Source organism: Spinactinospora alkalitolerans (genome assembly GCF_013408795.1).
Lineage (GTDB): Bacteria > Actinomycetota > Actinomycetes > Streptosporangiales > Streptosporangiaceae > Spinactinospora > Spinactinospora alkalitolerans.
The window spans coordinates 4,387,866-4,403,095 of record NZ_JACCCC010000001.1 but is presented as its reverse complement, the minus strand read 5'-3'; the positions used below and the strand labels follow the sequence as shown (position 1 = coordinate 4,403,095).

Genomic DNA, 15,230 nt, shown 5'->3' with positions numbered 1-15,230 from the left:
GCCCCCTGGCTGTGGGGCTGTCTCGGGCTGGCCGTCGGCGCGGGTACCGCCGTGGCGGTGATGCGGCGCCACCTCCGACAGCAGCGACCCCGACACCTACGGAGCGGCACGCGTGGCTTCCCCCGGTACCCGCGAGAGTGACCCCCGGCGCCAGGGCGGCGGCATCGAATCCGTCGTCCAGGTGGCCGCCGCGGCCGTCGCCGCCTGCCTCATCGCGCTGATCATCGCGCTGGTGGCCGGTGGGGCCGTGACGGCCCAGATCATCCCCGGCCTGCCCGACGCGGGAGCGTTGACGCGCTGGGGCCTTCCGGTCGCCAAGACCACGATGGACATCGCCGGCGCCCTCACCCTCGGCGTGCTGCTCCTCGCGGTCGTCCTGCTGCCCTCCGACCGGGGCGTGCTGAGCGACCAGGCCCAGTCCTACGTGCGCGCCGCCTCCTGGATCGCGCTGGTCTGGGCCGTGGCGGCCGGGGCGACACTGGTCTTCCAGCTCTCCGACGTCCTCGGGCTGCCGCCGATGGAGGTCATCGGCGACCAGCTCACCAGCTACGCCGGCTCGGTCTCCCAAGGCGTCGCGCTGATGCTGGTCATCCTGCTGGCCACGGCCGTCGCACTGCTCGGCCGCACCACCGGCTCGGCGGCCGGGGCGTTCGGGCTGCTCGGCCTCACCCTCGTCGGCCTGGTGCCCCCGGCGCTCACCGGCCACTCCGCGTCCTCCCCCAACCACGAGCTCGCGGTCACCGGACTCGCGCTGCACGTCCTGGCCGTCTCGGTGTGGGTCGGCGGACTGGCCGCCCTGACCCACCACGCCCTGCGGGCCGGGGGCGAGCACGTGCCCGTGGCCGCCCAGCGGTTCAGCCGGGTCGCGCTGTGGGCCTACATCGGCGTCGCCGTCAGCGGCGTCGCCAGCGCCGCGGCCCGGCTGTACTCGGTCAGCGAGCTGTTCACCAGCTCCTACGGCCTGATCATGGTCGCCAAATCCGTGCTGTTCATCGCCTTGGGCTGCCTCGGCTGGCTGCACCGCCGCCGCACCGTCGCCCGGATGACCGAAGGCGGCACCCGGGTCCTGTTCGCGCGCCTCATCGCCGTCGAGGTCGTCATCATGGCCGCGGTCATGGGGCTGGCCTCCGCGCTCAGCCGCACCGCGCCCCCGCCGCCGCTGGACGGCACCTTCGATCCCGTCACCGAACTGCTCGGCTTCCCCATGCCCCCGCCGATGAGCGCCACGACGCTGCTCACGCTGTGGCGGCCCGACCTGTTCTTCATCCTGCTCGTGGCCGTGCTGGGCGGCCTCTACATCGGCGGGATCGTACGGCTGGCCCGACGCGGCGACCCCTGGCCCTGGGGCCGCACCGCGGCCTGGTTCGCCGGGCTGCTCAGCATCGTGGCGATGCTGCTCAGCGGGGTCGGGACCTACTCGATGGTGCTGTTCAGCACGCACATGGTGCAGCACATGGTGCTGTCCATGATGACGCCGATCCTGCTGGTGCTGGGCGCCCCGGTGACGCTGGCGCTGCGCGCGCTCAAGCCCGCGGTCCGGCGCGGCGACCGGGGCCCGCGCGAGTGGCTCACCGTGTTCCTGAACAGCCGCTTCTCCCACGTCGTCACGCATCCGGGATTCGCCACGCCGCTGTTCGTGGTCAGCACCTACGCGCTGTACTTCACCCCGCTGTTCGGCACGCTCATGACCGACCATCTGGGTCACCTGATCATGAACGTGCACTTCCTGGTCACGGGCTTCCTGTTCTACTGGATCATGGTCGGCGTGGACCCGGCGCCGCGCAAGGTCCACCACCTGCTGCGCATCGTGCTGCTGCTGCTGACCATGGGCCTGCACGCCTTCTTCGGCATCTCGATCATGATGCAGTCGGCCCCGCTGGGCATGGAGTACTACGGCCAGTTCGAGGTGCCCTGGCTCGACAGCGTCGCCGAGGACCAGTACGCCGGGGGCGGCGTGGCCTGGGCGATCGGGGAGGTCCCCACCCTGATGGTGCTGATCGCGCTGATCGTGCAGTGGTCGCGCGACGAGGAGCGCACCGAGCGCCGCCGCGAGCGGCACAGCCGCCGGGACGGCTCCGACGACGCCGACATGGACGCCTACAACGCCTACCTGCAGTCCCTGGAGCGAAGGGCGAAGGAGCAGAGCTAGCCGGGCTCGGGACCGCCGCGGGGCGCACGGGGCCGCCCCCTCTGCCGGTGGCATAACCGCTTGGCCCCGCGGCGGCGTATCGGGTTGGCTCGTGCCCATGACGAAATTCCGGTTCGGGATCAACTACAGCGACGCCACGGGCGACGGGTGGACCGGGTTCTGCCGCACCTCCGAGGAGATGGGCTTCGACGTCATCCTCGCCCCCGACCACCTCGGCGCGCCCGCACCGTTCGCGATGCTGGCGGCGGCCGCCGCCGTGACCACGCGGACGCGGCTGGGCACCTACGTCGCCAACAACGAGTTCTGGAACCCCGCGATGCCGGCGCGCGAGGCGGCCACCGTGGACCGCCTCTCCGGCGGACGGCTGGAACTCGGCCTGGGCTGCGGCTACATGAGATCGGAGTTCGAGAGCGCCGGGATCCCGTGGCGCGGCCACCCCGAACGGGTCGACCGGCTGGAGCGCGGCATCACCGAACTCGACCGCCTCTTCACCGGGGACGGCCCGCGCCCGCTGCCCGGCGCGGACCGGCGTCCGCCCCTGCTCGTCGGCGGGCACGGCGAACGGATCCTCGCGCTCGCGGCGGAGCGCGCCGACATCGTCGGCTTCAGCGGCCTGCGCCAACGGCGTGCGGCCGGACCCGGGGCGCTCGTGGTTGCCGGTGCCGAGGAGACGCTGCGACGGGTGGAGCTCGTCAGGCGGCGGGCGGGGGCGCGCGCCGGGAGCCTGGAGTTCAGCGTGCTGGTCCACGCGGTGCTGATCACCGACGACGCGGAGCGGACCGCCGCCGAGACGGCCGAGAAGTACGCCGGCGTGGGCCTGGAGACGGCCCGCGACGTCCTGGACAGTCCGTACATCCTCGTGGGCACGGTCGACGAGATCGCCGCCGAGCTGGTCGCCGACCGCGACCGCTTCGGCTTCGGCTACGTGGCCACCCACGGCCCGTTCCGGGACGCGCTGGCCCGGGTGATCCCCCGAGTGCGGGAGCTGGAGGCCGCCCGGGGAATCAGCTGAGGACGGTGCCCAGGGCCGCGCCGATCAGACCGAGCACGGCGCACACCACCAGGCCGCCGGCCAGCGTGGTCGGCGACAGCCGCAGCCGGGTCGGCCCGGCGCCCCTGCGGGCGGCGGCGCGTTGGGCGACCAGCGGCAGCAGGGCGATGTTGGCGGCGTAGACGACGGTGACGACGCAGAAGGCGGCCAGGAACGCCTGACCGAAGCCCGCACCGGCGTCGAACGTGCCCGCTGCGGCCATCGCGGGCAGCGCCACGAGGATCACGGCCGACATCGCACCGAACAGGATCTGGACGCCGACACCGATCGTACGCTCCGAGAACACCAACAACAGGCCGATGAGCGCCCCCATCATGACGGCACCGGCGATTCCGAACACTGCGACGTTGACCAGCAAATTCACCTGGTCATTGTCCCACCGGCCGGCGGGTGTCCCCGCCATGGGCCGGTGCGGGCGGCCATGGGTTCGGTCACGGTCCCCGCCGCGGGGCCCGCTACAGGGGAGCGAGCAGCGCCGCGCCGTAGAGGCCGGGGCAGGTCAGCACGCGCAGAGCCGGGCCCTGCGGCACCGGCGCGCCGGAGCCGCCGAAACGGATGCCGCCCAGGCGTCCGGCCCTGCGGCGGTCCAGCACGACCAGGGAGCGCGCGCCGGGCATGGCGCGCCCGGGACCGCGCGTGCAGGCGCCGATCAGTCTGCGCCAACGGCGCTCGTGCGTGCGGAAGCTCCGGGAGGTGACCATCCGGCCCCTGGCGATCTGGCCGCGCCGGGCCTCCCAGGGGTCCGCGTCGATCAGCACCAGGTGGACCGGCACGCCCACCAGCCGGCAGTACGTCCCCAGCAGGACGCGCACGATCCGCCGGGTTCCGGTCTCGTGCACGATGACGGGGTCGCCGCTGCGCAGCGCCGTGGCGACCCGCAGATAGTGCAGGACGTGCACGACCCAGCGCCACGCGGGGTAGGGCAGTCGGCGCAGCCACGGGGTGAGCCGGTTGCGCGACTGCTGGGAGTCCACGACGCGCACGCCCCCGCCGGTGCGCACGGTGTCGGTCTCCGAACCCGTCAGCCCGTAGAGCCGGTTCAGCAGGGTGCTCTTCCCGGCTCCGGGAATCCCGCCGAGCAGGATCAACGAGCGGTCCGGGTAGTGGAGGATCTCCAGTGGCCGGCCGCCGTGGTCGTGTCGCTCCGAGGCGACGAGAGGGATGCCCACGCCTCCTATGTTCACCACTCGCATAAGAGGCGGCTAAAAGCCCTACTGGAACGGGGGTGGAATCGGGGACCGGACCGTCCTAGCCGGAGTGCCGCTCGCGCCACTCGCTGACGACGCGTTCGACGTCGAAGGGCATCAGGTTGAGCGGAGGGCCCGAGGTCGGCCTCTTGAGCATCTCCGTGATCCTGTCGTTGACGTCGGCCACGATCCGCCGCACCTCGGCCTCTGATCCGGCCCGCGACGCCGCGGCGAGCGCGTCCTCGGCCTCCTTGCGCAGGGCGAGCGTCGGCGGCAGGAGGGACACGTTCTCGCGGCGCAGCTTCCGCTTGACCCACCACGACTCGTCGTAGGGCTCGTCCAGTTCGGGGATGGGCTTGCCGGCGCCCGGCAGGTTGTCGAACTCGCCGCGCTCCGTCGCCTCGCGGATCTGCCTGTCCACCCACGTCTCGAAGCTGACACCGGGCGGCTTGCGCTCTGTCATGGTGCGATTGTCCCCCGGATCCCTCTGGAGCAACCCGCGGGGCCGTCACCGGGGCGGCAGGGCAGGCTTACTCATCGGGTGACGGGCGAATCGGGATGTCACCGAGCGGGCGGGGCTGCGGCTTCGAGGTCGGCGATGCTGCCGGACATGACGGTCCGCAGGTGCCGGGTGAGGTGCTCGACCGGCCAGTCCCACCAGGCCAGGGCGAGAAGGCGGGTGATGTCCGGCTCGCTGTAGCGGGTGCGGATGAGTTTGGCCGGGTTGCCGCCGACGACGCCGTAGTCGGGGACGTCGTCGACGACGACGGCGCCCGAGGCGATGATCGCGCCGTGACCGATCCGGACTCCGGGCATGACCATGGCGCGGTAGCCGACCCAGACGTCGTTGCCGACCACGGTGTCCCCGCGGCCGGGCAGGCCGGTGATGAGGTCGAAGTGCTCGGCCCAGGCACCGCCCATGACGGGGAAGGGAAACGTTGAGGGTCCGTCCATGCGGTGGTTGGCGCCGTTCATGATGAACCGCACCCCGGTGCCCAGCGCACAGAACCTCCCGATGACCAGTCTCTCCGGACCGTAGTGGTAGAGCACGTTGCGAGTCTCAAAAGAGGTCGGCTCGTCCGGATCGTCGTAGTAGGAGTACTCGCCGACCTCGATCAGCGGGGATGTCACCAGCGGTTTCAGGAGCACCACGCGCGGCTGTTCGGGCATCGGGTGAAGCACCGAAGAGGCAGGAGGAACAGGGCTCACGGCGGCACCACTTCAGACGATCTGCGAATGTGCGGACAGCACACCCATGGTCCCAGCCCTCCCGCGCGATCCGAGCAGCGGAGCCTCGGACACGGAGTCCCCTACTGAGGTTTGCAGAAGTTGTGCGGGGTGGGATGGCGGGGAGGCTGCGGCGGGAGCGCGGCCCCTTTCCTCGGGCGGGATGCTTTATCGCCGCCGGTGGGCCGCGCCCCGCCGCCGAAGCAGACGGCAAAGGTGTGCGCGAACCCGCGCCACCGCTTCGGCCGGGAGGCGCGGCCCCACGCCGGGCTCACCGGTGAAGGACGCGCCAAGAGGGCCGCACTCTCCCGGCGACCTCCCGCAGAACCGTCCCTGCACCTAAAGGCCCACTCGACTTCTGCAAACCTCAATAGAACTGCTCCACGCGCGATCCGGTGGTGGACTTCACCACCTTGAGGCGGGTGGTGATGCGGGAGCGCAGGTCGGCCACGTGGCTGACCACGCCCACGGCACGGCCGCCGTCGCGCAGGCCGTCCAGGACCTCCAGCACCTCTTCGAGGGTGTCCTCGTCCAGGGTGCCGAAACCCTCGTCGACGAAGAGGGTACCGATGTCGGCGCCGCCGGCCTCCGCGCTCGCCACGTCGCCCAATCCCAGCGCGAGCGCCAGCGAGCTGACGAAGGTCTCGCCGCCCGACAGCGTCGCGGGGTCGCGCTCCTGCCCGGTCCAGGCGTCGATGACCCGCAGCCCCAGGCCGCCGCCGGACCGCGAGCGGTCGCCCGCGGTCTTGTCGACGGTGTGCCGCAGCAGGTATCGGCCACCGGACATGGTGGTCAGCCGGTCGTTGGCCGCGTTCACCACCTGCTCCAGCCTCGCCGCCAGCACGTAGGCCGACAACTGCACGCTTTCGCGGTTGTCGCCCGAGGTTCCGGCCGCCAGCCGCGCCAGCCCGGATGCCACGGCGTGGCGCTCCCGCGCCGGCCGGGACGTCTCCAGCCGGTCCTGGAGTTCCCCGCGCAGGGACGCCAGTCGCCGCGCCCGGTCGGCGAGCCGGTCGCGCCAGGACACGGCCCGCTGCTCGGCCGCCTCGGCCGCGGCGGCCGCGTCGGCGGCGCCCTCCAGATCGGGAGCGGGCAGCCGACTCGCCGCGACGATGTCGGGATCGTCGAGCTCCGCGTCCACGCGGGCCTTCTCGTCGTCGTAGTGCCGTGCGCGCTCGCGCAGGCCGCGGCGTTCGGCGTCGCTGCGCGCGGCGGAGCGCGCCGCGTGGGCTTCGGCGAAGCCCGACTCGGCCAGCCCGCGCTCCAGCTCCTGCTCGGCCGCCCGCAGCTCCTCCACCGCCGTGCCGCAGGCGCTCAGCGCGTCGGCCGCCGAGCGCAGCAGGTCGGCCTCGCCGCTCAGCCGCGTGACGCGGGAGGCGAGATCGGGGTCGTCGCCGCGGGCGTCGTCCAGCAGGGCGCTCAGCCGCCGCTCCTCCTCGGCACGCTCGGCCCGCCGCGCGACCGTCTCGGCGAGTTCGCGCTCGATCCGGGCCTCGGTGCCGCGGGCCTCCTCCAGCGCGGTCTCGGCCTCGCTCACCTGCGCGGCCAGCCGCTCGACCTCGGCCGCCGCGGCCTCCACGGCCGCCAGCTCCCGCTCGCCGGACCGCACCAGCTCGTGCGCCGCGGCGCGGTCCAGGCCGTCGGCCCTGGCCCCCGCGGCGGCCAGCTGCTCGGTCAGCGCCGCGACCGCCCGCTCGGCGTCCTCGCGCCGGGCCTGGGCCTCGTCGGCGGCCCGCTGCGCGGCCTGCTCGTCGGCGCCGGTCGGGCGGCCCTCCTCGCCCGCGGCGGGGGCCGGGTGCTGCACCGATCCGCACACCGGGCAGGCCTCGCCCTCGGCGAGCCCCGCGGCGATCTCCGCGGCCATGCCGGCGATCCGGAGCTCGCGGACGGACAGCGCGCGCTCCTTGGCCGTCTGCGCAGCGTCGACCGCCTCCGTCCGCTCCCGCTCGGCCGCCGCCGACTCGCCGCGCAGCCGCTCGTGCTCGGTCGCGGCCTCCAGCCGGGTGCGCGCCGAGGCCAGCGCCTCGGCCGCGGCATCGCGGGAGCCGGTGCGCAGCCGCGCCCGCTCCAGGTCGGCGGCGAGTTCGGCGCGCCGGTCGGGCAGCGCCGCCATCCGCTCGCGGGCCCGATCGCGCTCAGCCGTGCGGCGCTCGATCAGCCCGGTCAGTTCGGTGATGTCGCGCAGCACCTCGTCGCGCCGGGCGGCCTCGCCGTGCAGCCGCTTCAGGTGCGCGATCTCATCGCGCCCGGCGCGCTCGGCCGTTTCCAGCCGGGCGCGCACGGCGGTCTCGTCATCGGCCGGGCCGGAGCCGGTGAACGCCGAACCCGCGGTGGCCGGGTCCGGAGGGAACGCGTCGGGGCCGGAGAGGCCGGCGAGCGGACCGGCCAGGGAGAGCGAGTCGGCGGCGGCCAGGTGCGCCTTCTCCAGTTGGGTGCGGCGCTGTTCGACCGCGCCGAGGAGCTGCACCACCGGGACCGCCCGCTCGGCGGCCTCGGTCTCGGCCTCCAGCGCCGCGCGCCACGGCTGCCGCTCCCGCAGCTCCGCCGCCTTTCCGCGGGCCGCGGCGAGGCGGTCCTGGCGCCTGGCGACGTCGCGCGCCTCGTCCAGTGCGGCGCGCGCCCCGGCCTGCTCCAGGGACAGGGCTCCGGCCGCCTCGGCGGCGTCGCGCGCGGTGGCCGCGGTGACGTGCGCCAGCTCCACGGCCCACGGCATCAGGGCCTCGAACCCGTCGTCCTCGGGCCACGGGGCCCCGCCGACCTCGGCGATCCGGTCGGCGACCCGGGACACCTCCGTCTCGGCGGCCTCGGCCTCGCGGCCGAGGGAGCGCGCGTGCTCTTCGAGCCACTTCTCGATCTGGGCGAAGACGCCGGTGGCGAAGATGTACTCCAGCGCCTCGCGCCGCTCGGAGGCCTTGGCCCGCAGGAACCGCGCGAAGTCGCCCTGGGGGAGCAGCACGATCTGGCAGAACTGCTCCCGGGACAGGCCCGTCAACTCGTTGATGAACTGGCCCGCCTCGTCCAGCCGGGTGGTGACGGGGACGTGCCGGCCCTCGACGATCTCGGTGACGGAGACCTTGGGGTTCTGCTTCGTGGTCCCCGTTCCCCTCTTCTTCGGCCGCTCCCACTGGGGCGAGCGCACGATGTGCAGCGTGCGGCCGCGCACGGTCACGTCCAGCGTGACCTCCGGCTCCAGGCCGGGCCGGGCGTGGTTGCTGCGCGGTGACTTGGCGGCCTCGCGCGCGCCGGGCACCTGGCCGTAGAGCGCGAAGCACACGGCGTCGAGCACCGAGGTCTTGCCTGCGCCGGTGGGCCCGTGGATCAGGAACAGCCCGCCGTCGCCGAGCGCGCCGAAGTCGACGGTCTCGACGCCGCCGAACGGGCCGAACGCCTGGACGGTCAGTTTGTGCAGGCGCATCAGCGCTTCGCCTCCCGCACGCGTACGTCCTCGAACGCCTGCCGGATGAGCCGGCGCTCCTCGGGCGTGGCCGAAGCCCCGCGGGCCCAGTCGACGAAGTCGAGGACCAGGTCGGGGTCGGAGCGCTCGGCGATCCGGTCGTTCCAGGTGCCCTTCTCGGCCGGGCGCTCGCCCTCCGGGGCGAAGTCCAGGTTCAGTGCGTGCGGGAAGCGTTCGCGCAGCCGGTCCATGGGGAAGGCCGGGCGTACCGGGTCGGTGAGCGTGACCTGCAGCCAGTGGTCGGTGTAGCGTTCCCACTCCGCCGCGCCGAGCAGGTCCTCGATCCGGCCGCCGATGCGCGCGATCGGGCGCGGCACCGGTGCCTTGACGAACGCGGTCTCCTTCACGCCCTCGGAGTCGAGGTCGACCAGTAGGCAGCCCTTGACCTGGTGCTCCTCGGAGAAGGAGTAGGCGAGCGGGGAGCCGCAGTAGCGGACGGTCTCGCTCATGCGCTGGCCGCCGTGCAGGTGGCCGAGCGCGACGTAGTCGACGCCGTCGAACGCGGAGGCGGGCACGTGCGCCGCGCCGCCCACGGAGATGTCGCGCTCGCTGTCGGAGCCCTCGCCGCCGCTGACGAAGGCGTGCGACAGCACCACCGACCGGGTCGCGCCGGGGCGGCCGGCGAGGTCGGCCCGGACCAGGTCCATGGCGTGGCCGATGGCGGCGCGGTGGCTGCGCTCGGGCAGCCCCCAGATGTGGCGGGCGATCTCGGGTTCGAGGTAGGGGATGCCGTAGAAGGCGACCGGGCCGTGCTCGTCGTCGAGGACGACGGGTTCGCCGACGCCCTCCAGCGAGCTGCGCAGGTGGACGCCCGAGGCGTCGATGAGCTCGGTGGCGTAGGCCAGCCGGACCATGGAGTCGTGGTTGCCGCTGATCAGCACGGCGCGCGCGCCGGTGTCGCGGATGCGCCGCAGCGCGTCGCCGAACAGCCGGACGGCGTCGACCGGGGGCAGCGCCCGGTCGTAGAGGTCGCCTGAGACCACCACGACGTCGACCTTCTCGGAGCGGACGGTGGTGATGAGGTGGTCGATGAACGCCGCCTGGGCGTCGAGCAGGTTCTCCCGGTGGAAGGACCGGCCCAGATGCCAGTCGGAGGTGTGCAGCAGCCGCATGTTCCGGGAGATTACTCCAGGCGCGCCCGGGTTCGCAGGGGAAAGCGGGACGGCTGTGGACGAAATGCGCCGCGGAGGCGGCCGCCGCAGAGGGATCCCGGGCGCGGGAGCGCGGTTTTGCGGTCCGCCGATATCGACGGCGACCGAAGAGGGCGCGCGGACGGGCTCCCGCGGCCCCGCCCCGCCCGCCGCGGGCCCGGCCCTGTGGAAAACCGCGTCCGGAGCCGCGCGGGGCGGCCGGTCCGCGGCGGGACCGGGTACGCGCGGAATGTGTCGGGACGGTGAACGGCCGGGCGTTCCCGCTCGCGGGATTGCTTTCCCGGTGGCTCGCTGAGCTGGAGAGACGCTCGGTGAACAAGGGGGAGCGCGGGGATCCGCGCGGCGACCGCGGAGAAAGCGCAGGTGAAGCGGCGGTTACCGCGCAGGGTGAGCGGGGATGTCCACAGGGCGACGGCTCCGGTTGTGTACAACGCGTGGCCCCCGGAGCGCCGCCGTACCGGTGTGTGAACGCACGGTCAGCAGCATTGCCGATTTCGCTACTTTCGGTGACGACCCGGAAAACCGGAACCCGGTGACCGGAAGTGGGACCGGTGGGAACGCGCTCGCGGCGCGGCTGAGAGGGTCGCAGATCGGAGTTTCGCGGTGACCGGGCGCTGGTGCGCACCGTCCTCGGCCCCAGGGGGTCTTTGACCCCCGGCCGAAGGCGGGATCCGCGGTGACCGGGCGATCCTCTCGCGTGGCCGAAGGCCCGTGGTAGGGACCGCCCCGGCGCCGCGCCGCCCGCGCCGCCACCGTGCGCACCAGGACGCAACCGCGGTTTCGGTGCGCGCCGAAACGGCGGGCCGCCGTGTCCACACCCCTGCGGGCCGCGGTGGCTGCACCGCGGCCCGCAGGGCCCTCCCGGTTGGCCGGGTCGGAACCGGTCGGCGGATCCTGGCGGACCGGCCGAGCGGAGTCAGCCGAACACCGGCATGATCTCGTCGTGGACGAGCCGCAACTGGGCGTCGACGTCGGCGACCCCCTCCAGATCGCGGCCGGTGAACGCCTTGACCAGACTGCGGTCGGTGATCGCCAGGATCATGTGGTTGACGCCGGTCGGCGCGATCTCCCGCTTGATCCTGTCCGCGCACTCGGCCGGGGTCCCGGCGATGGACAGCTTCTCGGCGATCTCCGGCGTGGTCAGCTCGATCCCCCTGGCCAGGTCCCCGGCCCCGATCGCCTCGATGATCGGCGCGAGGTCGGCCGGATCCACCCCGTTGCGGCGCAACTGCTCCTCGGGCATGGAGGAGGCGTAGATGCCGACCATGCTGCGCGCGGCGTCCTTGGCCTTCGCCGAGTCCGGCCCGGTCGCGAACACCACCCACGCCCCGATGTCCAGCGAGCGCCAGTCCCTGCCGGCCCGTTCGGCGCCGGCCCTGATGTGCTCGACCGCGTACTCGTAGGCCTCACGGGTGTAGCTGAGCGCGTGGTGGCAGCCGTCGGACAGCTCACCTGCCGCCTCGAAGGACTTCGGGCCGCGCATCGCGCCGAGCTTGAGCGGCACCCGCTCCTGCACCGGGCGGGCGAAGGTGAACAGCCCGTTGTAGTTGAAGAACTCGCCCTCGTGGGTGATGGTCCCCTCGTCCAGGAAGGTCCGCATCACCGCCAGCCCCTCCTTGACCCGGGACAGGGGTCTGGTGCGCGTCCAGTCGATGCCGTACTGCGCCAGCAGGCCGAAGTTGCCGCTGGACAGCACCGCCTCGGCCCGCCCGCCGGACAGCTCGTCCAGGGTCGCCACGGCCTGGGCGATCAGTGTGGGCTCGCGCAGCACCACCGAGGACACGCTCGGTCCGAAGCGGATCCTGCCGGTCTGCCCCGCGGCCGCCGCGAACAGCAGCCACAGGTCCTTGTGCCAGGTCTCGTCAGCGGCGTAGCAGGCGTGGAAGCCCAGCTCGTCGGCGAGTCGGATGGAGGCCAGGGACTCGGTGAGCGGATAGTCGGGGAGCATGACGTAGCTGAACTTCACGGCTGCCACCTTCTTCGTGCGCGGATGGACGCGGAGCGGATCACTCCTCGTGGTTGCTCATGACGTGCTTGATCCGGGTGTAGTCATCGAATCCGTACATCGACAGGTCCTTGCCGTGCCCGGAGTGCTTGAAGCCGCCGTGCGGCATCTCGGCCACCAGCGGGATGTGGCAGTTGATCCACACGCAGCCGAAGTCCAGGCGGCGCGAGACCCGCAGCGCCCGGCCGTGGTCGGTGGTCCACACGCTGGAGGCCAGCCCGTACTCGACCCCGTTGGCCCAGGCCACGGCCTCGTCCTCGTCGCTGAACCGCTGCACCGTGATGACCGGACCGAACACCTCGTTCTGCACGATCTCGTCGCTCTGGCGCAGCCCGGACACCACCGTGGGCGAGTAGAAGTAGCCGCGGTCGCGGGCCCGGCGCCCGCCGGTCAGCACCTCGGCGTGGCCGGGCAGCCGGTCGACGAAGCCCGACACTTTGGTGAACTGGTCGGCGTTGTTCAGCGGCCCGTACAGGACGTCCTCGTCGGGCGGCCCGGTGACGGTGCCCTTGGCCTCCTCCACCAGCGCGCCGAGGAAGTCGTCGTGTACGCCGGGGCCGGCGAGCACCCGGGTCGCCGCGGTGCAGTCCTGTCCGGCGTTGAAGTAACCGGCCTCGGCGATCGCGGCGGCGGCCTTGGCCGGGTCGGCGTCGTCGAAGACGATGACGGGAGCCTTGCCGCCCAGCTCCAGGTGCGTGCGCTTCAGGTCGGCCGCCGCGGCCGTCGCCACCTCCGTGCCGGCGCGGACGCTGCCGGTGATCGACACCATCTGCGGGACCGGGTGCGCCACCAGTGCCCGGCCGGTGTCGCGGTCGCCGCACACGACGTTGAAGACGCCCGGCGGCAGGTGCTCGGCGAGGATCTCCGCCGTCAGCAGCGTGGAGGCCGGCGTGGTGTCGGAGGGCTTGAGCACCACCGTGTTGCCCGCGGCGATCGCCGGGGCCCACTTCCACACCGCCATCAGCATCGGGTAGTTCCACGGCGTCACCTGCCCGCACACCCCGACCGGCTCGCGCCGGATCCAGGAGGTGTGCCCGGCCATGTACTCGCCGGCCGAGCGGCCCTCCAGCACGCGCGCGGCCCCGGCGAAGAACCGGACGGCGTCCAGCGCCATCGGGATCTCCTCCGACATCGTCAGGCCGAGCGGCTTGCCGGTGTTCTCCGACTCGACCTTCACGAACTCCTCGGCGCGGCGCTCGATGTCCTCGGCGATCCGGAACAGCGCGAGCTGGCGCTCGGCCGGGGTGGAGTCGCGCCAGGTCTCGAAGGCGTCGGCGGCGGCGCGCAGCGCCGCGTCGACGTCGTGCTCCCGCGACAGCGGGGCCTTCGCGAACACCTCCTCGCTCACCGGGTCCACCAGGTCGTAGGTGCGCTGCTCGGCGGTGTCGGCGTAGTCGCCGCCGACGAAGTTGCGCAGCGTGCGCGGGCCGCTCATGAGTCCTCCCAGATCCGATCGGTTTCTCGTCCGGTGGGCGCGGTGGCGGGCTCCGAGGCGATCGCGTCGCCGGCGGGCGCGTCGCTCCCCTCGTGGGGGCGGGCGGCGAGCAGGTAGACCAGGCCCAGTCCGACGACCACGGCCCCGGAGACCGCCACGATGTAGTTGTCGAACCACGGAGCATCGGGGGTGCGCGGCCAGGCCATGTTGACGATGGCCAGCACCCCGTAGACCAGTGCGCCCACGGTGACGGGCATTCCCCACCGGCCCAGCGTGAAAGCCCCCGAGGGGCGCCAACCCTTGAGCCTGGCTCGCAGCGCGGCGAGCACGACCATCTGGAAGCCCAGGTAGATGCCCAGGACCGCGAAGGAGATGATCTTGGTGAGCGCGTCGGTGGAGACGATCGAGCCGAGCACGATCAGGGCGGGCACCACCGCGGCGACGAGCATGGTGTAGGGCGGGACGTGCCGCCCGGGCAGGAACGTGCGCAGTACCCGGGAGCCCGGGACCATGCCGTCGCGGGCGTAGGAGTACATCAGCCTGCTGGCCGCGGCCTGCAGGCTGAGCGCGCAGGAGACGAACGAGATCAGCACGACGGCCAGCACGACCTTCATCCCCACGGCGCCGAACGCCGCGGTCAGCACGGTCGTCACCGGGTCGGGGTCGGCGCCGCCGATCACCGCGGCGTAGTCCTCGACGGCGAGCAGCAGCGCCAGGCAGACGAACATCGCCGCGGCCCCGCCCACGTAGATCGTCATGCGCATCGCCTTGGGGATGCGCCGGGTGGGGTCGGGCACCTCCTCGGCGACGTCGCCGCAGGCCTCGAAGCCGTAGTACTGGAAGATGCCGATCAGGCCGGCCGCGAGGAACGCGCTCAGGTAGCTCCCGCCCGATCCCGCGCCGAAGGCGTCGAACAGCACGCCCAGCCCGTGGTGGCGCTCGGAGACCAGCAGCCAGCCGCCGACGGCCAGCGCGCCCAGCAGTTCGGCGCTGAACCCGATGATGGCGGCCCAGGCCAGCCACTTGGTTCCGGCCAGGTTGATCGCCAGCGCGATCCCGATGATGATCAGCGCGCACGCGATCGTGCTCGCCGTGCCCGCCGTGAAGCCGAGCAGCTGCGCCAGGTAGGGGCCTGCGCCGTAGCTGACGCTGGCGATCGTCACCAGCAGCGCGATGGCGTACACCCAGCCGGTCATCCACGCCCAGCGGCGCCCCCACAGCCGGCGCGCCCACGGGTAGACGCCGCCGGCCACCGGATACTGCGAGACGACCTCGCCGAACACCAGGGCGACCAGGAACTGGCCGGCGCCGACGACGACCAGGCTCCAGAACATCGGCGGGCCGCCGGCGGCCAGCGAGACCGCGAAGAGGGTGTAGACGCCGACAACGGGGGAGAGGTAGGTGAAGCCCAGCGAGAAGTTCGCCCACAGGCTCATGTCGCGCTTGAACTCCGAGGTGTAGCCGAGCGCGGCCAACCGGGCCGCGTCGGCGTCGTGCTGCCCCGGGCGCTCCGAGGCGCCGGGGGACTCCAATGCCGTCATCGCTCTCCTCGAGAGGGGAATGGGCAACGG

General features: G+C 73.0%; 11 protein-coding genes. 2 read left to right on the top strand and 9 right to left on the bottom strand.

Annotated elements, in window-relative coordinates:
• Positions 1-112 precede the first annotated feature (112 nt).
• On the top strand, positions 113-2,149 hold the full coding sequence (locus tag HDA32_RS19530; RefSeq protein WP_179644594.1) for a bifunctional copper resistance protein CopD/cytochrome c oxidase assembly protein: 2,037 nt from the start codon (positions 113-115) through the stop codon (positions 2,147-2,149).
• Positions 2,150-2,246: 97 nt separating this feature from the next.
• Positions 2,247-3,161, top strand: coding sequence for a TIGR03621 family F420-dependent LLM class oxidoreductase (locus tag HDA32_RS19525; RefSeq protein WP_179644593.1), 915 nt, complete (start codon positions 2,247-2,249; stop codon positions 3,159-3,161).
• Here HDA32_RS19525 and HDA32_RS19520 read toward each other — a convergent pair.
• The 9 genes from HDA32_RS19520 to HDA32_RS19480 all read right to left on the bottom strand — a co-directional run bounded on the left by HDA32_RS19520 (position 3,154) and on the right by HDA32_RS19480 (position 15,200).
• Positions 3,154-3,564, bottom strand: a complete 411-nt coding sequence (locus tag HDA32_RS19520) for a hypothetical protein (RefSeq protein ID WP_312863247.1) — start codon at positions 3,562-3,564, stop codon at positions 3,154-3,156. The genes HDA32_RS19525 and HDA32_RS19520 overlap by 8 nt on opposite strands.
• A 91-nt stretch (positions 3,565-3,655) precedes the next feature.
• Entirely contained in the window at positions 3,656-4,363 is a 708-nt protein-coding gene (locus tag HDA32_RS19515) for an AAA family ATPase (RefSeq protein WP_376767022.1), read from the bottom strand.
• 85 nt (positions 4,364-4,448) lie between these two features.
• Positions 4,449-4,850, bottom strand: coding sequence for a DnaJ family domain-containing protein (locus HDA32_RS19510; RefSeq protein ID WP_179644590.1), 402 nt, complete (start codon positions 4,848-4,850; stop codon positions 4,449-4,451).
• 98 nt (positions 4,851-4,948) lie between these two features.
• Positions 4,949-5,557: a CatB-related O-acetyltransferase gene (locus tag HDA32_RS19505; protein WP_179644589.1), complete on the bottom strand. Its 609-nt coding sequence runs from the start codon at positions 5,555-5,557 to the stop codon at positions 4,949-4,951.
• 424 nt (positions 5,558-5,981) lie between these two features.
• Positions 5,982-9,029, bottom strand: coding sequence for an AAA family ATPase (locus HDA32_RS19500; protein WP_179644588.1), 3,048 nt, complete (start codon positions 9,027-9,029; stop codon positions 5,982-5,984).
• Positions 9,029-10,180: an exonuclease SbcCD subunit D gene (locus tag HDA32_RS19495; protein ID WP_179644587.1), complete on the bottom strand. Its 1,152-nt coding sequence runs from the start codon at positions 10,178-10,180 to the stop codon at positions 9,029-9,031. The genes HDA32_RS19500 and HDA32_RS19495 overlap by 1 nt, the downstream gene beginning before the upstream one ends.
• A 955-nt stretch (positions 10,181-11,135) precedes the next feature.
• Positions 11,136-12,185, bottom strand: coding sequence for an LLM class flavin-dependent oxidoreductase (locus tag HDA32_RS19490; protein ID WP_179644586.1), 1,050 nt, complete (start codon positions 12,183-12,185; stop codon positions 11,136-11,138).
• Between the two features lie 40 nt (positions 12,186-12,225).
• Positions 12,226-13,659, bottom strand: a complete 1,434-nt coding sequence (locus HDA32_RS19485) for an aminobutyraldehyde dehydrogenase (RefSeq protein WP_179644585.1) — start codon at positions 13,657-13,659, stop codon at positions 12,226-12,228.
• Positions 13,656-15,200: an APC family permease gene (locus tag HDA32_RS19480; protein WP_179644584.1), complete on the bottom strand. Its 1,545-nt coding sequence runs from the start codon at positions 15,198-15,200 to the stop codon at positions 13,656-13,658. The genes HDA32_RS19485 and HDA32_RS19480 overlap by 4 nt, the downstream gene beginning before the upstream one ends.
• Between the last annotated feature and the right edge of the window lie 30 nt (positions 15,201-15,230).

What these genes read in the sequence shown, in the direction of transcription:
- HDA32_RS19525 (WP_179644593.1), top strand. Translation starts at nt 2,247, where the DNA reads ATGACGAAATTCCGGTTCGGGATCAACTACAGCGACGCCACGGGCGAC.
- HDA32_RS19510 (WP_179644590.1), bottom strand. Translation starts at nt 4,850, where the DNA reads ATGACAGAGCGCAAGCCGCCCGGTGTCAGCTTCGAGACGTGGGTGGAC.
- HDA32_RS19505 (WP_179644589.1), bottom strand. Translation starts at nt 5,557, where the DNA reads ATGCCCGAACAGCCGCGCGTGGTGCTCCTGAAACCGCTGGTGACATCC.
- HDA32_RS19500 (WP_179644588.1), bottom strand. Translation starts at nt 9,029, where the DNA reads ATGCGCCTGCACAAACTGACCGTCCAGGCGTTCGGCCCGTTCGGCGGC.
- HDA32_RS19495 (WP_179644587.1), bottom strand. Translation starts at nt 10,180, where the DNA reads ATGCGGCTGCTGCACACCTCCGACTGGCATCTGGGCCGGTCCTTCCAC.
- HDA32_RS19485 (WP_179644585.1), bottom strand. Translation starts at nt 13,659, where the DNA reads ATGAGCGGCCCGCGCACGCTGCGCAACTTCGTCGGCGGCGACTACGCC.
- HDA32_RS19480 (WP_179644584.1), bottom strand. Translation starts at nt 15,200, where the DNA reads ATGACGGCATTGGAGTCCCCCGGCGCCTCGGAGCGCCCGGGGCAGCAC.